The organism is Nguyenibacter vanlangensis (genome assembly GCF_038719015.1).
GTDB lineage: Bacteria > Pseudomonadota > Alphaproteobacteria > Acetobacterales > Acetobacteraceae > Gluconacetobacter > Gluconacetobacter vanlangensis.
On the sequence record NZ_CP152276.1, the window covers coordinates 3,714,445 to 3,736,356 of the forward strand.

Here is a 21,912-nt window from a genome sequence, read left to right on the forward strand (position 1 = left end):
GAGGCAGCCGTTGTCAAACGAATTGAAGAACTGACCCCTTTGGCGAAGCGAGGAACTGACCCCGTCATGAAGTGGTTGTCTCGGCTTCTCTGATGGACGCTCCGGCCTTCTGCAGAAGGCCGGAGCGTCGTTTCTCCCGCAGACGGTAGCTGTCGCCGCGGATGGTGATCACGGTGGAATGGTGCAGCAGGCGGTCCAGGATGGCGGTGGCCACCACCGGGTCGCCGAAGACCTCGCCCCATTCTCCGACCGAGCGATTGGAGGTCAGCAGGATCGAGCCGCGCTCGTAGCGCCTTGAGACGAGCTGGAAAAACAGATGCGCGGCGTTGGCTTCGAACGGCAGATAGCCCAGTTCGTCGATGATCAGCAGCTTCGGTCGCGATAGGAGCGCCAGTTGCTTGTCCAGCGCGCCGTCCGCATGCGCCTTGGCCAGCATGGCGACCAATGTCGCGGCGGTGACGAACTGCACGCTGTAGTTTCGCCGGATCGCCTCGCGCCCGAGCGCCACGGCCAGATGCGTCTTCCCCGTTCCCGGCGGCCCCAGCAGCAGGATCGTATCGCCGTGCGCGACCCAGCGGCACTCGGCCAGATCGCGGACCTGCCGGGGATCGAGGGACGGCTGGGCGTCGAACTCGAAGCCGTCGAGTTCCCGCACGAACGGGAACTGCGCCATCTTGCTCGCCATGGCGATGCGGCGCTCGTCGCGTCGCGCGATCTCGCGCCCGACCAGGAATGCCAGTGCCTCGCGTAACGTCATGTCCGAGCGCGCCGCCTCGTCGAGCAGCGTGTCCAGCTGGTCGCGGATCGCCGTCAGCTTGAGCCGGTCCAGCATCCCGACCAATGCCGCATGGTCCACGCCCGCCATCACCAGGCCCCTCCCGCGACAGCCTCATATTCGGCCAGCGGCCGGAGCAGGTCGGGCAACGGGGTCGGTAGCCCGGCAAGTGATGGGCCGTTCGCGGCCGGTCCGCCGACCACGCCGGCGAGATGGGAGCGATCGACGATCCGCTGCCGGCGTCCCGCGCAAAGCGGATGATCCGCCACGACCTGCCCGGCATGACGCACGACGACGCGTCCGCCCAGCACCACAATCTGGACGCTCTCGCCGATCAGCCGCCACGGCACGGAGTAGCTGTTGGTGTCCAGGTCGATCGCGCAATCGGCCTGAACCTTGCGCACCAGATCGCGCAACTGGCCGAACGGCGCGCGTCCACCGAGCGGGCGCAGGGCCTCGGCCTCGCCGGCGAAACGCTCCGACGGTGCAACGCCCGTCGTGCCATGCACGCGCCGGTCGGCAATCTCGCGCGTCCATTGGTCAAGATGCGCCTCGAACATCGCCCAGTTCGCGAAACGCCGTCCCGCGACCGCGTTCTTCTTGACGTAGCCGACCCCGCGCTCGTCCTTGCCCTTGGTCCGGGCGCGATACGGCGCGCAGGCACGCGGCGCAAAGCCCCAATACCGCGCAAAGGCGTGCAGCCGCCCATTGAAACGAACCTCCCGCGTCGTCGCGTCGTGATGCTCGACCAGAGCTTTGGCATTATCGAGCAGGATCTCCGCCGGAACCCCGCCGAACCGCAGGAATGCGCCCTCCATGCCCGCGAACCAGTCCGCCTGTCCCTGCCTCAGCGACGCGCGGATATGCAGGCGGCGCGAATAGCCGAGCGTCGCCACGAACAGATACACCCGCAGCCGCTCATCGCCGATCCACACCCGCGTCTCGCCGAAATCGATCTGCAACTGCCGCCCAGGCGGCGTCTCGAAGCGAACCGTCGCCCGCTTCCGGGCCAATAACTCCCGCCGCCACGGCCGGACCTTCAACTCGACCGAGCGAAGCCCAATGACGATCCCATGCTCGCTCGCCAGTTCCTGGCGGATCACGTCGGCATTGCCGTCGTGCCGGAAGAACCGCTCCCGAAGCCAATCGTCCAGACCATCGAACGCCGACCGCCGCTCAGGCTGCCGATACGCGATCGCCCCGCCAGCACGGACATATCGTCGCGCCGTGTTCCGCGAACAGCCAAACTCCCGCGCCAGCCGCTTGGCTCCCCAGCCAAGCCCGTGCAGCCGCATCATCGCGGCAACCTCCTCGGGTTGCAGCATCCCCGTTCCCCGCATCGTTCCAGACAATGCGGAAATCATGCTCTTTTCTTCCGTCATCGGTGCCCCTTTCAAAAACGAAGGGGGGTCAGTTCCTCATTGCGACAGGGGGTCACTTTCTCACTTCGCCTGACACTAGTGTCCCGATTCCGAAATTCGCAAGCGAATTTCGGGATCGAAAGGACACTAGAATCAATATTTTAGTGGCCTGCTGATCCGAGAAATTCTCATAAGAATTTCTCGGGCAGGACACTAGGGTCTGTGGGGATTTAGCGTGAGTTGATGACACCTGCGGCGAGATATATCATCGCCTCGAAGCTCCGGTCGGTTTTGCAGGCTCGCATGGCGATGCGCTTGAACTCCTTGAGTTTGCAGAAGAAGTTCTCGATCAGGTGACGCCATTTGTATATCTCTTCGTCAATGGCGCGCGGGTTCTTGCGCTGTGACCGTTGTGAGATGACGACTTTCGCGCCTCGCTGGTCGAGTTCTTCGATGATCCAGTTGGCATCAAAGGCCTTGTCGCCCAGCAGGGCTTCGAAGTTGATGCCATCGATCAAAGGGGCGACGCCGATCGTGTCGTAGCGGTTCCCCGGTAGCAGTTTGAAGCGAACAAGGTTGCCCAAGGCATCGGTCAGGGCCAGGATCTTGGTCGTTATCCCGCCTTTGGAACGACCAATGGCCTGGCTCTGAGTCCCCCTTTTGCGCCTTGGCCGTGCCGGTGGACCTTGACGATAGTGGCATCAACCATGGCGTATTCCATGTCGGGGTCTCCCGACAAGGCATCAAAAATCCGCTTGAAAACATCGGCTTCGCGCCAATCACGAAACCGGCGGAATGCCGTATTCCAGTTGCCGAATGTGGCAGGAAGGTCCCGCCATGGGCTGCCTGTTCGGACAATCCAAAGAACCGCCTCAATGAATAGCCGGTTGTCGCGGCCACTGCGTCCGGGATCAGACAGCTTACCCAGGCAATGCGGTTCTATCTTCGCCCATTGGGCATCGGTCAGTACTAAGCGATCCATCCAGAGGGTGAATCACATCTCCGCTAAAATAGGAATCCCAAATCCCCACAGACCCTAGACTGGAAAGGAACCCACATGATCCACGGCACCCTGCCGGAAGCACCGGCCGGCTTCGCCCACCGTTTCACGACCGTGAGCGGGTTGCGTTTCCACTTTGTCGAGGGCGGCGTCCAATCCGGGCGCACGATCGTGCTCGTCGCCGGATTCCCCGAGAGCTGGTACGCATGGCGCAAGGTCATGCCCGCTCTGGCTCGGGATTTCCGCGTCGTGGCAGTCGATTTACCGGGCCAGGGTGACAGCGACCGCCCTCTCGATGGCTACGACACTGCGACCGTCGCACGGCGCCTGCATGATTTCGTCGCGCAGCTCGGGCTCGAACGATATTGCCTGGCCGCGCATGATGTCGGCGCCTGGGTCGCCTTTCCCTACGCGCTGATGTTCGGCCGGGAGATCGAGGCGCTGACCCTGATGGATGCCGGGATTCCAGGCATCACGTTGCCCGACATGCTGCCCTCATCCTCCGATAAATCCTGGAAAACCTGGCATTTCGGCTTCCACGCGGTCCCGGATTTGCCGGAAATCCTGCTCGAAGGACGCGAACGGCCATATCTCGAATGGTTCTTCTGGAACAAAACAGCCAACCCGGCCTGTTACGGGCAACAGGAGATCGACGAATATCTGCGCATCTTCTCCGCACCTGGCGGTATGCGCGCCGGGCTCGCCTTCTACCGCGCTGCGGCACGTTCGGCTGAACAGAACCGGGCGCTGGCGGCCGAGCGCCAGCTCGAAATGCCGGTGCTCGGGCTGAGCGCCGATCAAGGCTCGATTCCCGACATCGCGGCCATGATCAGTCCGTTCGGCCGGGACGTCCGCGGGGAGACGATCAGGAATTGCGGCCATTTCCAGCCCGAGGAACAGCCAGAAGCCGTGGCGGACGCATTGGCTCGCTTTTTCGGTGCGATCTGAAGCAAGGGTCGAGCGTGGCAGGAAAGCAAAGCCACTCAACCAATGTTTGTGGCGCGATATCGAACTTTTCGCCCGTTTTCGCGCTCGAAGAAGGATTGAATGCGGATATGTCGCGGGCGTCCATGTTTGGAAAGCAGGCAGGTCCATGCGGACTGCGACTTATCGGGCCGGAACTCCGCCGCATCACAATCCGCACAAGGACAACATGCGAGAGCGACATCGAATGTCCGGATAATATTGCTCATCACGTGGGGAGATAAGAAATGCCCGTTCCCCTTATGACGGTTCGCCAGATCGCCGCGATCTCCGGACTGATCATTGCAACAGCCTGCACTCACCCAACACCGTACCAGCCGGCAACGAAGGCTGGAGAGGGATATACGACGCAACAGATCGAGACAAATCGCTTCAGAATATCCTTCCGGGGCAATGCGGAGACATCACGCCAGACTGTCGATACATATATGTTGTATCGGTGCGCGGAGGTGACTCTGGAAAATGGCTATGATTATTTTGTCATTGTAAACAAGGCCGTCGACAAGAATACAGCCTATGAGAGCTATGGCGACAATCTGGCCTGGGGTTGGCGCGGCGGCTGGGGGTGGCGCCATGGAAGGGGCGGCGTTGGTCCGTGGGGCGGCTCCGGAACAAGCTATTCCCAACCCATCAACAGCTATGATGCGATAGCCGATATCGTCCTCTATCACGGAACCAAGCCGCTCAACGACCTCTATGCCTATGACGCGCGTGAGGTCATGCACGAGATCGGACCGACCGTCATCCACATCGAACCCGCACCGGGCGCTCCAACCTCCCCGGCTCCTTCGTGACGGCAATGCCGATCAAGCCGACCTAAGGCGGTCGCGGGGCCGATGAAATGGCCGGGCCTGACAGTCCGATGATTTTCCCTGCTGCGTCATAGAGAGATGATCGAGGCTCCCCTCGACTGAAACTCCCGCCCGGCGGCGGCAGAGAATCCGGGAAAAGCGGTCCCGCGTTGTCGTGGAAGACTGCGGCGGGGCTCCGTGATGGAGGGACGTGATGATGCTGGCTCCTAAGATCCCCGCAATCTGCGACCTTTCAGTAACGAATGTCTGCAACGCAGCTTGCGACTTCTGCGGTTTTTCGCGGAACAACACGCTGATCGGCCCCAGACGATACGTTGATGCGGAAGACTTCGCACGCGCGCTGCCGATCTTGCACCGACGGGGCATACGGTACGTAACATTCCAGGGTGGCGAGCCTCTTGTGCATCCGGACATCGTTCGCCTCGTATCGGATACGGCCGCATCCGGCATTCGGGCAACTCTCATCACGAATGGTTGGTTTTTGCCTCGATATGTCGACGCCCTGGTTGCGGCTGGACTCACGAATCTGATCGTCTCGATCGACAGCGCCGAGTTTGATGTACATGAGAAAAACCGAGGTCTGGACGGACTTGCCGCGCGTATCGCAGAGGGCATCGCGCGGGCGCGATCTCTTGGCCTGCGGGTCCAGGCCTCTGTTACGGTCAGCCGGCTCGTTCATTACGACAAACTCCCCGAAACCCTGAAGCGGCTCGGGTTCGACGCGGTCGAATTTTCGTATCCGCGTCGCGAGCCATTTGGCTCAACATCCCTGGTGTTTGGCGGGGAATCGAAACTGGTCGACTTCAACCGCGCTGAACTGCTCGATGCCCTTGCGGCAATCGCCAAATTGAAGAAGCATTTCCCGGTTATGAACTCTCAAGCATCGCTCGAAGAAGTCGCACGTTTTGTACGTGGCGAGCCGCAGCGAGTACCCTGTGTCGGCGGCTACAAGTATTTCTACCTCGATTGGAACCTCGACATCTGGCGTTGCGAGGCGTGGAGCCACCCGATGGGCTCAGTCTTCGACCTCGACGGAATTCCGGATCAGCGCGAGCCATGCAATGCTTGTATGATGGCGTGCTACCGGAATGCGAGCATGTTGATGCACGCCGGGGTCGCCGCGTTGGATGCGGCCCATGCTTTGGAGGCGGGTCACGTCCGATCCGCCATAGCAACCCTCTTCCGACGCGAAGTCGCGCAATCCCTCGGATCGATTATGGAGGAAATGCCGCACATACGTCGCTTGGCGGCACGCAAACGCAGAGCAATTGCCGGTCGCGTTGAGGCCCAACCGGGGCTGCGGCGGGGCCGGAGAGGCCGGGTGACGCGGCCCCCCGCCGCAGCCATCGGAGGACCTCCTCACGCCCCGTGACCAGAAGACCGTCCGCGCCAAAATCGGCCTGCCGGAACTGTCGAAGCAACTGGGCAACGCCTCCCGGGCCTGCAAGACGATGGGCGAAGCCGCCGAAGGTTCCGACGATGCATGGCATCGTTGGAATGGTTGCGGAGGGTACCCCGGACGCAGGTCTCCTGTATTCCGGCAAGCAGAGCTTTCTCCGCCGCCTTGCGCCGCTGATTTTCAGGTGCCGGACCGACCGCCTGCGCTGCATGTAAGGTGCCGGCATTGGCTTCCCGTGCGTGCCACCAACATGTGCCACACACTGCCGAAGCCAGAAAGCCCAATGAAATCAAGCACATGGCGGAGAGAGTGGGAGCTTTTTCCCGCCTGTCCGACAACACACTGATTTCATTGCGCTTTTTTTTGACCTGCATTTCAGCCGCAGGCAGGTGTGTGCCACATTTGTGTGCCACAGACCTCAGATTCTAGCAAGCCCGACCCCGATGGCCAACACGTCGTCAAGGCGGTGAACTGTGATGTCACGCCGACCCATCCCCAGCACGCGCACCATACGCCTTATTATCTGCGCATCGCCCATGCGGCGGCATCGCTCCAACGCGTCAACGATTGGTCCGTAGTAAACATCTATTACACCATCAATCCCGGCCCCAGGCTTCGCGACCCAAAGCACAAACTCTCTGTATTCAACCTGCATCGCTAGTCCCTCCTTGGTTGCGACACGAAAAACGTAGTACGACCGCCTCCAGTCCGTCAAACACATCTTCCAAAGATGATTGTTAATTGCAGGGAATATCCAATTTTTATTTATGAAGAACGCCATGACGATTCATGAGAACTTTCATAAATTCATGAAGACTGTCATGAGAATGAGATGGGCGCGCCCATAAACTTGCGCATCCATCACGTTATCGTGAGTGGTCAGATTTCCAGACCCCTCAAGATGTCCGTCTCCGGCTCGAAATCCGGCAGGTCCACTTCGACAGCCCCCCTCTCCTTGGCCGCCAAGGCCGCCGCTTGTCGGGCTTCCTCGGCCTTGGCGCGGCGCTCTGCCTCGATGCGCTCCGCTTCCAACCGGGCTTCGATTTCCGCGAGCTTCATGCGCGCCGGTGCGGTGCTGTCCATCCATGCATCGTGTTCCGCCTGCCGTGCCGCCGCGACCTCGGCGGCCTTGGCCCGGATGGCGTCGGGGGTTGCCATCTGGACCAATTTTTCGCGGATTTCCTCGGCGTCCCTATGGGCGGCCTCATGTGCGCTGGGGTTGCCGGGGTTCTGGCCGATGATGCGGGCCGCGCCCATGCTCGGCTCCCAAGTGATGGGGATGCCGAGGGGGCGCAAGACCACATTCAGGAGTTTGATGGTCAGACCGGCGGCGATGTCGGCGAGTTTGCCGAGGGCCTTACCGTCTGCAATCTTGTCCGATGGAGCGGTGCGCTCGATTGCCGCTTCGGCGCGCTCAAGCTGGGCTTCGGCCTTCTCGCGGGCTTTGTTGACCTGCCCCTGATAGGCGGCGGCGATTGCGTCAGGGTCGCGATTCCGCTCCGACCAGCGTGGCACCCCGATTATGCGGCGTAGGGCTGCGGGGTCGTCGGGCAACGGCAATGCCTTCGGTGCCTGGGGCTCGGGACGGGCGGCAGGAGCCTCGGGAACCTTGGCGGTCTCTGGCCGGGCGGCGCGCTCATGGTAGGGCTTGCGCGCCTCCTGCTTCTGGCACCACTGCACATAATCATGGAGACCATGAGGATATTCATGACCCCTGGCCTTCTCATAGACCTGCCGGAAGGTGACATATGCGGCTTCCGCGCGCTCTTTGCCCTGCGGACTAAGGGCTTCATACCCGCCCTCTTGCCTTGTCCAAGCCGGTGCCTGCCTCTTCTGTGCCTTTGCCATCTCTGCCTCCACGTCTACTTGCTTGACCCTGAGTAGCCGGTGAATTGCTGTGATTTCCACGCCACCCACGGCAGCGACCCACGCCCCAGGTCTGCGGCCAGAGATGAGGTCGATTCCGCAAGCATGAAGCATGCCTTTGAAAGAGAGAGGGTTTTCGTCACTTCTAGCCTGCCATGCCGCCGTTATGGCTGCCTTCACCTGGGGGGTTTTGAGGCCATTACGGCGAAGGATTTGATGCGTATTGGCGCTATAGGCCGCCTTGGGCTCGCCAGCCCCCGGCCCAAACTCCCGCCACCGAACCGCCTCGGCAAACGCCTGGGCTTCGGGCAGATTTTCTTTCTCCATTGCGGCCAACACCGCCCGGTCGTGCTTGCCTTGGGTTATTGGATGGCCCAGGCGGATTTCCGCGAGCCGCCCAAGTTTCTCCTGGCGGGGCTTCATAAAACGGCTGTCGAGCGTGGTGCCGTCCCGGCGGATTTCAGGGACTATCATATGCCAATGGCGTTCGTAGCCCTGGTCGCCTTCCCGGGGCTTGTGATGTTCAACGATGGTCGCGTCAGCGAGATTGAAACCAAACTCGCCCGCGATTGACGCAAAAACCCCATGGGCTTGTTCGCGCGTCGTCGATTCCTCGGGCGAGACTGAAAAATGGCGGTTGCTGTAGGTCCGACCTGCCGCCCGAGCATCTTCGTGGGCGGCCCTGACAGCGTATTTGCCGCCCTGGATTATCTTGATAGATTCATTATCGGTGCCGTGGAACACATGCCTGATGAGGGCATGCGGACCATTACGAGAAGCGACCTTGATTCTAGTCGCGCCGATAATCACCCCGCCGCCCTCCCGGCCTTAGCCGCCTTCTTCCTGCGGGTGCCGCCCACCCGAAGGGGAGCATGGGCATCATTCAGGAAGTCGGTCGCGGTTTTTGCCGCCACCTCGAACGCTTCAAGGGCTGGGGCTGGGTCGGCATGGTCACCTGAATTGAGGCGATGCGCGATTTGGTTGAGGTTATTGCCGCATGCGAATAACTCCCGGCGCAGAAGGCGGAGTTCATCAGCAAGCGCGGCCGGGTGTCTGGTGCCAGCCGAGGCGTCGGCGGCCAGGGCGCGGAGCCATGAAGTGCGAGGAAGTCCGGCGGCCTCTGCGGCTGCGGCCCATCGGTCGAGGTCGGCCCTCGAAGCGCGGATGCGGAATGAGTGAAGTCGAGCGGTGCTGGCCATCGGTCTGCTCCTGTGCCGACATCATACCGTGATGGCGGCAGCTTAGATGGTGGGGGTCCACGGGGGAGGTTTCCTCCCCCTGGCCAGCCTGCTTTTTGGGTCCGCAGGGCCCAAGAAAGCACGCCTGGCTATGTCGCAGACATTATTATGGGCGGATGCAAGCGACGGAGATTCAGTGCGTCAGGAGGTGAGGCAGGATGACGAAGAACACCCCGAATAACCCCCCGGCCCCGGCCAGCATCCACCCCCATTCCAAGAGCGGCCTCAATCTCTCCCGCCTGCGGCGCTTCTCACATTCCGCGTGCGCCCGGCCTTCGTATATTTTTTGGAATACCGCCTGAGCCGACCCCTTCTTTGCGGCGGCCATCTGCAGCCCATGGGCGCGGGCGCTGGCGTAGTGCTCAAATGCCCTTGCCGCTCGCTCGCTATCACTATCGAGATAATCAGAGCCCCAATCGTCCCCGCGCCTCACTTCACGATAAACGATTTCACACTCCGCACGGGAGGCAAGACGGCTCTCGGCGTGGTGCCAGAGTTCGTGAAAAAGAGTTGACTGACTATAGATATGGGGTTTCCCGAATACTGTAATCCGACCGCCCCTCTCTCCATCATGGAAGCCGAGAAAGTCGTTGGGCTGACGGTCGAGCATGAACGCCGGGGCGTCTGGGGCGATGCGGCGGTGATGGTGCCAGAAGTTAAGATAACAGGGCGGCCAGAACCCGCCATCGCGTCGCTCCTGCTCGATTTCAATCTCTTCCTCTTTCATCGTTGCGATATTGACCGCCCGGCGCGTCGCCATATTCCGCCCCCTTCTACTGTGGCCCTCCAAATAATGGCGTCGTGGCTTGCAAGAGACGGTGGGAAAATATGGGGAAACCTATTTTTCGGGAGTTTTCTGCCGTGATAAAAGAACCGACGCCCGGCGCTCACGTAGCCGGGATTATCGAACACATGTTGCCGTTCGCTGCCGTGGGAATCGAGCTATGGCGTATGCTTATCGACAGGCTGATTCAGGATTTCGGAGCGATGCGAGAGGCCGATTTACTAATTATGTCTGCCCGGCCGGAGCGGCTGGACACCCGCCCCGACCGCGACGCGCTTTATCAGAAAGTGCGGGACCGGACGGCGACACTGACGGAAGCCGTCAACAAGGCCGAGGCGATGCCGCGCGGATGGTTCGGCTGGACCACAACGAACAAGCGCAGGCTGTCAGCGGTCAAAAAGGCGGCGGCAGAACTGTCGGCCTGGGACAAAGAGGGAGCTATGAAGCTGCTGACGTCCGAAGCGGCTCGGCTGGAAAACAGGGTCAGACGACAAGACAAAAAGATTGCGGAGTTCGACAAAAAACCGGAAGTCCAAGCGGCCGCCCGCCGCCTTGACGATTACCCCGGTGCAATCCGGATGCTCGAAGGCGTCCGCGAAATCAAGCCTGATAAAGAATTGCACGAAGCAATGCGGCCGGAGATTCGCCAAGATGGCAGTATCCTGCGCGTAGACGCTCCGGCCGCCCTGGCATTGCTCCGGAAAAGAGTCGCGATTGCCGCTGCGCTTCGGGTGGCGGGTTCCGGAAAGTCGGGCGGCGGACCGAAGGAAGTTCCTACGCCTGACCTGCCGGACATCGCGCCAGATGAAGAAGTCAAGCCGGATGACGACCGGCCCGAGCCGGACCCGCTGGCTGGACTGCTGATGTGATGGCGCTGATGGTGCCGGGCGAGGCGAAGCCGACCCCGACACCCCTTGCGAGCCGGAGCCGCACCTTGGCGGCGATGGGCGAGCGGGGTGAACTGGCTTGCATAAGGTGGTGCGATGATTCCAGTGCCCGAAAGAAAGGGGGGCACCACATGTCTATGCTCGAAGTAATCCGGAAAGACCGCTTGCCGTGTCTTCACAGTGGCAGCGACGAAAAACTAGAAAACTCTGTACTCAAGGCTGCTCAAAAAGTCGAGAAAACCGCAACTTTCGACAAAGCTGCGATGCTGGACCTTGAGAAAAATGGCCCAACAAAAAACTTCCGACTCCCTGTATTTGATGCCCCGATTTATTTAGAATTGTGGGCGCACGATGCTGCGGATAACGAATATGCCCTCGGCGTCATGTATCACGATTTGAGATTCGTAATCACCTTCGGCCGTGGCTGGCCAGGGAGCAATCCCGCAATTATCCCCGTCATTTTCGAGATACTGCCTGACGCAGACGGACACGATGTAACTATCAATATAATTTCCGGAAAGACTACCACAGACCGAGACCTGAACCTTGGCAAAAGCGCGGCCCTTGCCTGCCTGCTGGCGCTCGACGCCTATGCACGAAAAGAAGAGGAAAACGTCAATGCGTGACAATCCTGAACTCGCAACCGTGATAATGAACATTCTTAGCGACCGGCCGACCAACATCGACGCAATTCTCAACAGCGGACCAATTGACTGCGAACTCTATATGCGTGCTGGACGGCCACACGTGCGCCGACTGACCGTTGGCAAACTGGACTTGCTGTCACCGGCCACGATGCTGCTGTCAGTGCTGGGTGATGCCAAGCTGGAGGTCCTGATGCCGGCCCCCGCGCTTCGGGCGACCCGTGCCGCCCTGATGGAAACTGGGCGGAGACAAGGGCAGCTTCTTGCGCTTGCGTCAATGCTATCCATGATTCCGACAAGCGATGATTCAGCCACAAGCGGCTCAACCATCATTCTGGACGAGAAGGAGTATACGATATGAGAATGAGGAAGTCGGGTGTGTCGGTGATGGCCGGGGCGGTCGGTGTGATGGCAGTGGCTGCCCCGGCCGATGCGGCGACAAGCGTGGGCGACGTTGCTGGTGGCTGGACATCACAAATGCAGCGGATTGGCCAGTTCCTCGTCGAGTTCTTCTTCATGGGAGGCATCGGCCTGACGGGCTATGGCCTGTGGACGCTGTATCAGGCGTCCAAACCCCAGAGCCAGCAAACTTATAAATCCGCATTCACACAACTCGGCGTAGGCGGTGGTCTCTGCTGCCTGCCGAGCATTACCGGCGTGTCCATCGGTGGCATCTTCAATGGAGGCAGCGGGACGGCGCGCCTACCATCCAGCAACCGACGTTTTCGGGGTGATTCCGCTCGCGGCCCAGCGGGTCGCGTTGTCCAGGCACATGGTTGCAGGTTGTCCACGATTTCCATGGCGAAGCCACGGAGCGAAGCGGAGCATGATATCCTCGGCGGAAGCGCCCTGTGTCGAGCGCAAGGAGCCGAGGATATCATGTGGTAATCGCGGACAACCGGGGGTTAGGCGGCAAGAAGGCCCCCCTGCCGGGCGAGGACACGGTATACGTGCGCCCTGGTGATGCCAGCGGCCCTCGCGATTTCCGTCGCGCCCAGACCCTGCGCTTTGAGATTGAAGACACGCTCAACCATCGGCATGTCAGCCGGTCGGCCTTTGTATTTTCCAGCCCTTTTTGCCTTCGCGATTCCTTCGGCCTGCCGCTCCGCACGGATGGCTGTTTCGAGTTCGGCAAAGACACCCATCATCTGCAAGAACGCTCGGCCCGCAGGGCTGGACGTATCTACCGGCTGCTCCGTAGCCCGTAGAAAGCTGCCCTTCTTCTCCAGTTCTGCAACAATGCTGGTCAGGTCATGAACGGAGCGCGCGAGACGGTCAATGCGGGTCACTAGCAAGATGTCACCGGCACGCATGAACGCGAGAAGGGTCTCAAGTTCCGTCCGGCCCGCCCGGCTTGTCGCCGACACCCGCTCGGAGCGGACCAGTTCCGCCCCGGCATCACGCAACGCCTTCTCCTGGATTTCGGTTGACTGGTCGGTCGTGCTAACTCTCGCGTATCCGTAAATCATGATGTGTATCCTTTGGGTCTAGGCCCTGCGACGGCATGTGTCGCATAAGTAAATTATAACCCACCGGATACACGAATTGCCTCATAAAAGAACAATGTAAGAACATTGTCCAAGGGTATACCCAAAGGAGACAGGTAAATCACGGAGCGATGACCTTCTTTACTGTGCTCGCCCCCCCTGGACGCGGGCTGCGCAATGGGCACCGGGGGTCGGCTTCGCCTCACCCCTGCGCCGGATGGTCGTCAGGCGGCCTGGCTGTAGATTTCGTCGAGGACCGCTTCGGTAAAATGGCGAGTGCGGCGGGGGCGGACAGGCGGGGTCGGCAGGGCGATGACCGTGGCCTGGGCGGATTCCACGGTGACGGTCGGCCTGGCTGGGCGGAGATAGCGGGGCACCAGTGCTGACGCGGGCAGAACGGCGACCTGATTGGCCGGGCCAGGAACATAGAGATTATGCTGAATGCCGCCGACTGCCGGAACTACGGACAGTTCTGGCAGGTGGGCGGTCTCTCTGTCAGTAATCTCGCCCGTCGCCCGGTCAACGCGGACCCAAGATGGCGATTCAGAAGACAGATTTTGAAGGCGTTCTTCCTCATCTTGACCTTTATCATAATTGAGGTCGGCTGGGCTCAGGACAGTTAACCGGGTAATGTGAACAAGGTCAGGACGGCCATCATGCACGGATTCTTCCGGCGTGACTGTCTTCCCGGCGTCAGATGCGGACAACACCCCCTCAAGCTCGGCAAATGTGGTCAGTTCCTTCTCAAGCTCATTCTCAATTCGCTCGACCTGCTCCGGGTCGGCCTCCTGCAACCACGCCGCAATACGGAGCGCGACGGCCGGGTGAGGCGCACCCTTCCGGTCCCACTCCTGCCGTGCATACACAATCTCGTTGCCCGCCTGCGCCCATAGCTCTTCGCACGACCGGTCATACTCATTGTAGTTTCGAACCAACATATGAGGTTCTTTCCATGGCGAGAACCGTGCGCTTGGCAGCGTATAGCCCAGGAGCATGTTGCACGCCGGACCGCCTCCGTCCGCCCGCTCTGGTGCTGGGGTCGGGGCGGCCGGTTCGGGAGCAGGGGTATGGAGCCCGGCAGCAATCTCGCGCTCGTAGTCGTCGTCCAGGCCGTCATCATGGCCGTGCCCAGCGAGTGACGCAGATTTCTCGACAAGAGAGAGTTCGCCGCCCGATATGGCGACTACCTTGCGGCCGCTGGCCTTGATGGCCTTCTGCACCCCCGCGAAATCGTTGTATGCAGAGATTGCGCGCAACCTGCGAGACTGCGCATAGAGCCAGCACAGTTCGTCCCCCGACGCTGTATAGAGGTCTGCTGGCTTAATGGCGTATCGCACATATTTCTTGGCATCGCGAACCTCGCCGCTGCTGTGAACGTGTGCCCCCATGAATTCGTTAGCATACGCCATGAATTCGTCCCACACCACCGCGTCAAAGTCCTCCATCCATGCGGCACTATTTGCATGGATATGGTAGGAAAATTGATTGCTACCATCGCGCTGCTTGCGAGAGTATTCGACGGCAGCAAACTGCAACCGGATGCGCCCGCCGAATTCCTGATTGACTTCACTCGATAGCCTGGAGATTCGGCGCGTAAACGCCTGCCTGGCGCGCCGGAAATCTCCGAATGCCGGGACCGGCTGACCGGCAGTAAATGTAAGGTCCATCGCCCTGCCGACACCCCGGCTCCCAAGGTCGGCCAGATGTAGCTCAAGGACATTTAAAATCGGGTACCGCTGCAATGCCGCCACGATTGGGAGAAATCTATCCTCCCTAAACACGCTTGCGGGCAGCAATTCGATTTGGCGAGTGACCAGACCAATCTTAGTCACCCCGCCATCGGCAGGGTCCGCGAACAGGTCGATGGGGTCGCGGCGCTCGGGGTTCAGCAGCTTTTGCGCAACGTGATGCGACTGGCGGAGCAAGGTTTCTTCGCTCTCTCTGCCCCCCAGCCAGTTCCTGAAATCTACGCGCCTGCCGGTCAACAGGTCTGTTGCCGTATCGTGGTCGTAACGACGAACATGGGCGGGCAGTCGGGGCGCGTCATACCGCTCCGCTCTTCTTTCTGCTCTCTGTCGTCCGTTCCGCTCGGGCACCTGAAACAATCTCCGCCACCACCTGATGACGGAAAGGTTTTGAACAGGCCGGAATGACCTGCTACAGTGCCTCTACGTCACCAATACCCGCCGTCCATGTCGTAAGCCTGCCAGGGCCTCGATGTGCGGCGGGTAAATTCTTTGAATTGTGATGAACGAGAGTCCCGGAATTCAATGTTCTCGTGACGTTCTCCGTGTGACAAAGTGTAACAGTCTGGTCAGCGCCGGTCGAGGTGGTCAAGCGGAATGGGGAACCTGACCTTGCTCACTACTTGCCGCGCCTCTTGAGATGACAATTGCTTGCCGTATCCAGCGCCGACCTCTCCGGTTTCGTGGCCGAAGACCCTGTTGACTACTTCATGGTTCAGGTTGGCCGCGCGGAGCATCTGCCTAAATGAGTGCCGAAGGGAATATGTCACTAGGGCGTCGTCTGTGAGGCCGATATCGTCAAGATAACGATTCAGTCTCTTGGACCATGCATCCGGGGACCGCTTCTCCCGGCCATCATCCATCAACAGCCTCCCGGCCTTTGCCTGGCGCTGGGCATATTCAATGAAGCCCAGCTTGCGAAGCCCAGGGATAATCGGGACCAGGCGGCGGGCGTTCCTCGTCTTCGACCCTGCGTCGATAAGGTCGAGGCAAGGGACGTCATCAAGATATTTCAGAACTGCCGGTGCCGTCGCGATTTCAGCAATGCGTGCGCCAGTATGGGCCATGATGATTAGGAACCATGCATCTGTCCCCCTGGCCATCATAGGTCCAGGCGTGGCCCGTTTGGTGGGGCTCTTGTATCCGGTGAAGAGGGGGCTCTGAAAAAGGGTCTGCAACTCATCAGGCGTGAAAGCCCGCCGGATTTCCTCCGGTAGCTGGCGCTTCTCGGCCTGTGTCGCTCCCCGGATTTTCACATCATCAAAGCCCCGGTCTTCCAGGTATCCGCAGTCACATGCCCACCGGAGGAACACCTTGGCTTCCGTGACCTGACGAAGGATTGTATTCCGTTTGAGAGTGCCGGTCTTGGAGCGGGTGGACGGCTTGTCGCGCAGGAAATCCGCAAAATTCTTAATGTCTCCCTTCGCGATTTCCCGGACAGGCTTCCGCCCTATGACTTCTTCAAGGTGCCGGAAGGTAGTGCCATACCCGATGAGGGTTTTTGGCGCGAAGTCAGGGCGGTCCCGGTAGAACTCTGGAATGAGGTCCGGCCATGGGTCTGCCCGACCCTCCTGTTCCGGCTCAATAGCCCGGATTTCAGCGATGGACGGCGCGACCCTGGCACCGGCCCCCTCCCTGATGGCACGCGCCATCCCCTCGACCTCACCCTGAAGGCGCGCCGCTTTGATGGCTTCAATGATATTGGACTGGTGGTCGTGCCACGACTGGTCCTGGCGGTTCCGCCCGGCCTCAAGGTCGCGGACACCTCGGAGCGCACGAATAAATTGCTCCGTAAACTCTTTCGGCTGGGCGGCCAGTTCGTCCGCGTGGTCCTGCAAGAACTGGCGGAGTTCTGCCAGTGGTCGCTTGTCGTCCTTCACGCCCGCAATGATTTCCAGGGCCTGCCGCCTGATGTCCATGAATATCCCGTTCATTGCCGAGGCCGCCTCTATGGCGCGGGCCTGCGCAATGACTTTATCGGACGTCTTCAGTGACCGGACAACGTGCTGCTTCAGCAGCGGGCGCAGGTCGGCCGGAACCCGAATTTTCAAGTGCCAGACCGACCGTCTGCGCTGCATGTAAGGCGTCGCCATTCTGGCTTCCCGTGTGTGCCACCAACGTGTGCCACACACTGCCGAAGCCAAGAAAAAAGCCCAATGAAATCAAGTGGTTATGGTGCTGGCGGAGAGAGTGGGATTCGAACCCACGGTACGCTATTAACGTACACACGCTTTCCAAGCGTGCGCCTTAAGCCGCTCGGCCATCTCTCCGGCGCACAAACGGGCCCACCTGCCGGGCGGCCCGCCGTATGGGCGCGGAACATAGCAACATTTCCGCCCGGCGCAAGGGGCAAAGCCCCGATGCGCTCCTCCGGCTCCAGGCTTTGCCGGCGGCCTTAATGATCCATCTTCAGCGCGGCCAGGAACGCGCTCTGCGGGATCTCCACCTTGCCGAACTGGCGCATGCGCTTCTTGCCTTCCTTCTGCTTTTCCAGCAGCTTGCGCTTGCGCGAGATGTCGCCGCCATAGCATTTGGCCGTCACGTCCTTCGACATCGCGCCGATCGTCTCGCGCGCGATCACCCGGCTGCCGATCGCCGCCTGGATCGCGATCTTGAACAATTGCCGGGGGATCAGCTCCTTCAGCTTGGCGCAGATCGACCGCCCGCGCGTCTCGGCGGCCGAGCGATGCGCGATAAAGGCCAGCGCATCGACCGGCTCCTGGTTCACCAGGATCGAAATCCGCACCAGGTCGCTCTCTTCATACCCGTCCATCTGGTAATCGAAACTGGCATAGCCGCGCGACACCGATTTCAGCCGGTCGTAGAAATCGAACACCACCTCGTTCAGCGGCAGGCGATACACCGCCATCGCCCGGTTCCCGACATAGGTCAGGTCCTTCTGGATGCCGCGCCGCTCGGTGCACAGTGTCAGCACCGCGCCCAGATACTCGTCCGGCACCATGATGGTCGCGACGATCCACGGCTCCTCGATCTTCTCGATCACCGACCCGTCCGGCATGTCGGCGGGGTTGTGCAGCTCCTCCATCCCGCCATTGGTCCGATACAGGCGATAGACCACCGACGGCGCGGTGGCGATCAGGTCCAGGTTGAACTCGCGGCTCAGCCGCTCCTGGATGATCTCCAGATGCAGCAGCCCCAGGAACCCGCAGCGGAAGCCGAAGCCCAGCGCGGCCGAGGTCTCGGCCTCGTAATGGAACGACGCGTCGTTCAGCCGCAGCTTCGCCAGGCTGTCGCGCAGCTTCTCGAAATCGTCGGCATCGATCGGATACAGCCCGCACCACACGACCGGGATCGACGGCTTGAACCCCGCCAGCGGCGTCTCGGCCGGCCGGCGGTCATCGGTGACCGTATCGCCGATATTGCAATCCGCCACGGTCTTGATCGCCGCGTTGATATAGCCCATTTCGCCGGGCCCCAGATCGTCCACCGGCACCATGCGCGGCGCGAACACCCCCACCTGGTCCACGTGATAGACCGCGCCGTTCGACATCATGCGGATGCGCGACCCCTTGCGCAGGCGCCCTTCCTTGATGCGCACCAGGATGATCACGCCCAGATACGGGTCGTACCAGCTATCGACCAGCAGCGCCTGCAACGGCTTGCTGTCGTCGCCCACCGGCGGCGGCAGGCGGGTGACCAGCGCCTCCAGCACGCCTTCGATGTTCAGGCCGGTCTTGGCCGAAATCTCGACCGCGTCATCGGCCGGAATGCCGATCACCTCCTCGATCTGCGCCTTCACCCGCTCGGGCTCGGCGGCCGGCAGGTCGACCTTGTTCAGCACCGGGACGATCTCGTGGTTGGCGTCGATCGCCTGGTACACGTTGGCCAGGGTCTGCGCCTCGACCCCCTGCGACGCGTCGACCACCAGAAGCGACCCCTCGCACGCCGCCAGCGACCGGCTGACTTCATAGGCGAAGTCGACATGGCCCGGCGTGTCCATCAGGTTCAGCACATAGGTCTTGCCGTCCTTGGCCGGATAGGTCAGGCGCACGGTCTGCGCCTTGATGGTGATGCCCCGCTCGCGCTCCAGCTCCATGTTGTCCAGGACCTGGTTCGTCATCTCGCGCGCGCTCAGCGCCCCACAGGCCTGGATCAGCCGGTCGGCCAGGGTCGACTTGCCATGGTCGATATGCGCGATGATCGAAAAATTGCGGATCAGCGAGAGCGGTGTGTCGGTCATGGGCGGAGACATAGGCCAAAACCCCGGGAAAGTCAGCGGGCCCGCATCGAAATTCTCCGTCCCCGCCCCCTTGGCCCATCCCGTCGGGCCGCCCCGTCGGCACACCACGTTCAGGGTCCCGTCAGCTTCCTGTGATAGAGCCCCTTTCCTGCAGGTGCGGCACGGGGCCGCCGGATCGCGTGGGATGCCGCATGAAGCAGGGCAGGGGACACGACAGGCACGACAGGGACCGGCACAATGGGAATCGGCACGGCGGGACAGCCCCCTCCGTCATGGATCGCGGCAGCGTCCCGCCGGCCCGCACGCTGGGCGCCGCCCTGCTGGCCGTCGCGTGCCTGGCCGCCGCGCCGCCGGCCCACGCCGCCGGCCTGGCCTTCCACGACGCCGTCAGCGCCGCCTGGGCGATCGACCCGATGCGCGCGGAACTGGCGACCAACCGCCAATCCGCCGATGACCGCGCCGATGCCGCGCGATCCTGGTTCCCCGGCGGCCCGGTCGTCTCCGCGCAATATTACGACGACCATTTCATCGGCTCCAATCTCGGCTACACGACCTATCAGGGCAGCATCTCGGTGCCGCTCTGGCTGCCGGGGCAGGGCACCGCCACCCGCCGCGTGGCACAGGCCGACGCCGCCGCCATCCAGGAACGGATGAACGCCGAACACATGGCCGTCGCCGTCCGGGTGCTGGACGCCACCGGCGCGCTGGTCATCGCCCAGCGCCGACAGGCGGTCGCCCTGTCGCTGCTGCAGGCGATGCGGCGCCTGGACGCCGCCACCGCCCACGCCGCGCGGGTCGGCGAATCCCCCCTGTCCGACCGCCAGGCCGTGGCCGCCGAACTGGCCGCCGCCCGTAACGAGGTCGCCCTGGCCCGCGAACAGACCGCCACCGCCGCCGCCGCGCTGCAGGTGCTGCTGGGCCGCGACGGCGTGCCGGACATCCTGTCCTGCGATGCGCGCCTCCTGGCCCGCACGCGCTTCGGCACCCCCCAACTGGTCGAGGACAACGATCCCCGCGTCCGCGCCGCCCGCCGCGCCGTCATGGCGGCCCAGGAAAGCGTGCGCCTCGCCCGCGCCTCCTTCATGCCCAACCCCGAAATCGGCGTCGGCGTGATTCACCAGGGCCAGTACGGCAGCCCGTGGGACGACCAGGTCGGCGTCAACGTCATCATGCCGCTGCCCAGCGCGGCGCGGAACGTGCCGCAGATGGCCGCCGCGCGGGACAGGCTGGCCGCCGCCGGCAGCCAGGAACTGCAGGCCCGCCGCGCGGTGCGCGTCGAACTGGCCCAGGTGCGCGCCCGGCTGGACGCCTCCGCCGCGACGCTGGATGGCGCCCGCGCCGCCGCCGGTGCCCTGAACCGGCGCGCGGATGAAATGGAACGATCCTGGCAGGTAGGAGAAACATCGTTGGTCGAGGCATTGCGGGCGCGACAGGCCGCCTATTCCGCCATCCTCACGCTGAACAGGGCCGAAATCGAATGGCACGCCGCCATCATGCGCGCCGCCATCGCCGCGGGCACCACGCCATGAGAAAACGCCTCGCCGCCCTGCTGCCGGCCACCGCCCTCATCGCGATCCTCGCTCCCGCCCAGGCCAAGACGCCCGCTGCCGATACGCCCGCCGCCGAGACACCCGCCGCCGACGGCCTCGCCCCGGTGACCATCGGCGCCGACGCGCAGAAGAACGAGGGCCTGACCGTCGCCACCGCCCGCGCCGGCACCGTCTCGCGCGTGCTGCCCGCCCTCGCCCGCGTGATGCCGGACGAAACCCGCGTGGTGCATATCCGCCCCGTGGGCTCGGGCAAGGTGCTGGCCGTCCATGTCCTGGCCGGGCAGCGCGTCGCCCGCGATACGGTGCTGGTCGATTACGTCGATCATTCCCTGCACGTCGCCCGTCTCCAGGCGGTGCAGATGCGCGCCGCCCTGAACGCCGCCATCGCGGCGCGCGACGACGCCGCGGCCGCCTATCGCCGCGCCCGAGACCTCGCCGGCGCCACGATCGCCGCCGGCGAGGTCCGCCGCCGCCTCGCGGTGCTGCAGGAGGCGCAGAACACCGTCCTGGCCCGCCAGGCCGACGTCGCGACGATGTCCCACCGGTTCCAGGAGGAATTCAATTCCGTCACCGAACGCGACAACGGCGACGAAACCTCCCAGGACGAAACCTCGTCCCTGATCGCCCCGGTCGACGGCACGGTGCAATCGGTCTCGGTCGCCGTGGCCGGCGATATCGAACCGGGGCAGGACGCCGCGACATTGGTCGATCTGTCCTCGGTCTGGATCGTCTCCGACATCCCGCCCCAGGACGCGGCGCATATCGTGCCCGGCGGACGGCAGGTCACGCGGCTCGGCGACCGGGCGCTGGCCTCGCGCATCGGCTCGGTCGACGGCATGGCCGCCCCGGCCACCGGCCTGGTCCGGGTCATCAGCGCCGTGCCCAATCCCGGCGGCGCGCTGCGGCCGGGCATGATGCTGGACACCGAACTGCAGACCGACGACCGCGCCACCGGCATCGTCATCCCGTCCGAGGCCGTGCAGCAGGTCAATGGCCGCGACGTGGTCTTCATCCGCACCGCCCCCGACATTTTCCGTCCCGTCCCGGTCACCGTGGCGCTGGACAGCGGCGGCAGCGCCGTCGTCACCGCGGGCCTCGCCGCCGGACAGGCCGTGGCCGCCCAGGGCAGCTTCGCCCTGAAATCCAGCCTGCTGCTGGCCGGAACGGGTGGCGGCTGAC

The 21,912-nt window shown here is 62.4% G+C and carries 20 protein-coding genes and 1 tRNA gene; 9 read left to right on the forward strand and 12 right to left on the reverse strand.

The window, feature by feature from the left end; translation table 11 throughout:
• Positions 1 to 64 precede the first annotated feature (64 nt).
• The 3 genes from istB to AAC691_RS17335 all read right to left on the reverse strand — a co-directional run bounded on the left by istB (position 65) and on the right by AAC691_RS17335 (position 3,118).
• Complete coding sequence (istB, locus tag AAC691_RS17325; protein ID WP_342626975.1) at positions 65 to 865, reverse strand: IS21-like element helper ATPase IstB; 801 nt, start codon at positions 863 to 865, stop codon at positions 65 to 67.
• On the reverse strand, positions 865 to 2,157 hold the full coding sequence (gene istA / locus AAC691_RS17330) for an IS21 family transposase (RefSeq protein ID WP_176639677.1): 1,293 nt from the start codon (positions 2,155 to 2,157) through the stop codon (positions 865 to 867). Before istA ends, istB begins: the two co-directional genes overlap by 1 nt.
• Positions 2,158 to 2,366: 209 nt before the next feature.
• A protein-coding gene (locus AAC691_RS17335) for an IS5 family transposase (RefSeq protein ID WP_176641871.1) occupies positions 2,367 to 3,118 on the reverse strand; the annotation gives its coding sequence in 2 pieces (ribosomal slippage) (positions 2,367 to 2,788 and positions 2,788 to 3,118; 753 coding nt in all).
• A 75-nt stretch (positions 3,119 to 3,193) separates the two neighbouring features.
• Between AAC691_RS17335 and AAC691_RS17340 the strand changes: the two genes are divergently transcribed.
• From AAC691_RS17340 to AAC691_RS17350, 3 genes are all read left to right on the forward strand, one after another.
• A complete protein-coding gene (locus tag AAC691_RS17340) occupies positions 3,194 to 4,084 on the forward strand; it encodes an alpha/beta hydrolase (RefSeq protein WP_342627824.1) in 891 nt (296 codons plus the stop codon).
• A 263-nt stretch (positions 4,085 to 4,347) separates the two neighbouring features.
• Positions 4,348 to 4,914 carry a CC0125/CC1285 family lipoprotein gene (locus tag AAC691_RS17345; RefSeq protein WP_176639124.1) on the forward strand — a complete coding sequence of 189 codons (567 nt, stop codon included), beginning with the start codon at positions 4,348 to 4,350 and terminating at the stop codon, positions 4,912 to 4,914.
• A 211-nt stretch (positions 4,915 to 5,125) separates the two neighbouring features.
• On the forward strand, positions 5,126 to 6,304 hold the full coding sequence (locus AAC691_RS17350; protein WP_342627825.1) for a radical SAM protein: 1,179 nt from the start codon (positions 5,126 to 5,128) through the stop codon (positions 6,302 to 6,304).
• A 445-nt stretch (positions 6,305 to 6,749) separates the two neighbouring features.
• Here the strand turns inward: AAC691_RS17350 and AAC691_RS17355 are convergent, their stop codons facing one another.
• From AAC691_RS17355 to AAC691_RS17370, 4 genes are all read right to left on the reverse strand, one after another.
• Positions 6,750 to 6,986, reverse strand: coding sequence for a hypothetical protein (locus tag AAC691_RS17355; protein WP_342627826.1), 237 nt, complete (start codon positions 6,984 to 6,986; stop codon positions 6,750 to 6,752).
• 224 nt (positions 6,987 to 7,210) lie between these two features.
• Positions 7,211 to 9,007 carry a hypothetical protein gene (locus AAC691_RS17360; protein ID WP_342627827.1) on the reverse strand — a complete coding sequence of 599 codons (1,797 nt, stop codon included), beginning with the start codon at positions 9,005 to 9,007 and terminating at the stop codon, positions 7,211 to 7,213.
• Positions 9,004 to 9,396 carry a plasmid mobilization relaxosome protein MobC gene (mobC, locus tag AAC691_RS17365; protein WP_342627828.1) on the reverse strand — a complete coding sequence of 131 codons (393 nt, stop codon included), beginning with the start codon at positions 9,394 to 9,396 and terminating at the stop codon, positions 9,004 to 9,006. Before mobC ends, AAC691_RS17360 begins: the two co-directional genes overlap by 4 nt.
• A gap of 172 nt (positions 9,397 to 9,568) precedes the next feature.
• Positions 9,569 to 10,195, reverse strand: a complete 627-nt coding sequence (locus tag AAC691_RS17370) for a hypothetical protein (protein WP_342627829.1) — start codon at positions 10,193 to 10,195, stop codon at positions 9,569 to 9,571.
• Positions 10,196 to 10,263: 68 nt separating this feature from the next.
• On the opposite strand from AAC691_RS17370, the gene AAC691_RS17375 reads away from it, so the two are divergent.
• Genes AAC691_RS17375 through AAC691_RS17390 form a run of 4 tightly spaced genes read left to right on the forward strand, consistent with a single transcriptional unit; the run spans position 10,264 to position 12,638 of the window.
• Positions 10,264 to 11,088 (forward strand): hypothetical protein, encoded by an 825-nt coding sequence (locus tag AAC691_RS17375; protein ID WP_342627830.1) that lies wholly within the window; start codon positions 10,264 to 10,266, stop codon positions 11,086 to 11,088.
• Positions 11,088 to 11,732, forward strand: coding sequence for a hypothetical protein (locus tag AAC691_RS17380; RefSeq protein ID WP_342627831.1), 645 nt, complete (start codon positions 11,088 to 11,090; stop codon positions 11,730 to 11,732). Before AAC691_RS17375 ends, AAC691_RS17380 begins: the two co-directional genes overlap by 1 nt.
• Complete coding sequence (locus AAC691_RS17385) at positions 11,725 to 12,111, forward strand: hypothetical protein (RefSeq protein WP_342627832.1); 387 nt, start codon at positions 11,725 to 11,727, stop codon at positions 12,109 to 12,111. The genes AAC691_RS17380 and AAC691_RS17385 overlap by 8 nt, the downstream gene beginning before the upstream one ends.
• A gap of 17 nt (positions 12,112 to 12,128) precedes the next feature.
• Positions 12,129 to 12,638 (forward strand): hypothetical protein, encoded by a 510-nt coding sequence (locus AAC691_RS17390; RefSeq protein ID WP_342627833.1) that lies wholly within the window; start codon positions 12,129 to 12,131, stop codon positions 12,636 to 12,638.
• Positions 12,639 to 12,655: 17 nt separating this feature from the next.
• Here AAC691_RS17390 and AAC691_RS17395 read toward each other — a convergent pair whose 3' ends face one another.
• The 5 genes from AAC691_RS17395 to lepA form a co-directional block, all read right to left on the reverse strand.
• A complete protein-coding gene (locus tag AAC691_RS17395; RefSeq protein WP_342627834.1) occupies positions 12,656 to 13,219 on the reverse strand; it encodes a recombinase family protein in 564 nt (187 codons plus the stop codon).
• 242 nt (positions 13,220 to 13,461) lie between these two features.
• Positions 13,462 to 15,222 (reverse strand): hypothetical protein, encoded by a 1,761-nt coding sequence (locus AAC691_RS17400; RefSeq protein WP_342627835.1) that lies wholly within the window; start codon positions 15,220 to 15,222, stop codon positions 13,462 to 13,464.
• A gap of 329 nt (positions 15,223 to 15,551) precedes the next feature.
• The gene (locus AAC691_RS17405) at positions 15,552 to 17,075 is read right to left on the reverse strand and encodes a DUF6538 domain-containing protein (RefSeq protein WP_342627836.1); all 1,524 of its coding nucleotides are present in this window, start codon (positions 17,073 to 17,075) and stop codon (positions 15,552 to 15,554) included.
• 86 nt (positions 17,076 to 17,161) lie between these two features.
• Positions 17,162 to 17,252, reverse strand: a tRNA-Ser gene (locus tag AAC691_RS17410).
• A 125-nt stretch (positions 17,253 to 17,377) separates the two neighbouring features.
• Positions 17,378 to 19,183, reverse strand: a complete 1,806-nt coding sequence (gene lepA / locus AAC691_RS17415) for a translation elongation factor 4 (RefSeq protein WP_342627837.1) — start codon at positions 19,181 to 19,183, stop codon at positions 17,378 to 17,380.
• Between the two features lie 272 nt (positions 19,184 to 19,455).
• Between lepA and AAC691_RS17420 the strand changes: the two genes are divergently transcribed.
• Together AAC691_RS17420 and AAC691_RS17425 are read left to right on the forward strand one after the other, a co-directional pair.
• The gene (locus AAC691_RS17420) at positions 19,456 to 20,712 is read left to right on the forward strand and encodes a TolC family protein (protein ID WP_342627838.1); all 1,257 of its coding nucleotides are present in this window, start codon (positions 19,456 to 19,458) and stop codon (positions 20,710 to 20,712) included.
• Positions 20,709 to 21,911: an efflux RND transporter periplasmic adaptor subunit gene (locus AAC691_RS17425; RefSeq protein WP_342627839.1), complete on the forward strand. Its 1,203-nt coding sequence runs from the start codon at positions 20,709 to 20,711 to the stop codon at positions 21,909 to 21,911. The genes AAC691_RS17420 and AAC691_RS17425 overlap by 4 nt, the downstream gene beginning before the upstream one ends.
• The last annotated feature ends 1 nt before the right edge of the window (position 21,912 follow it).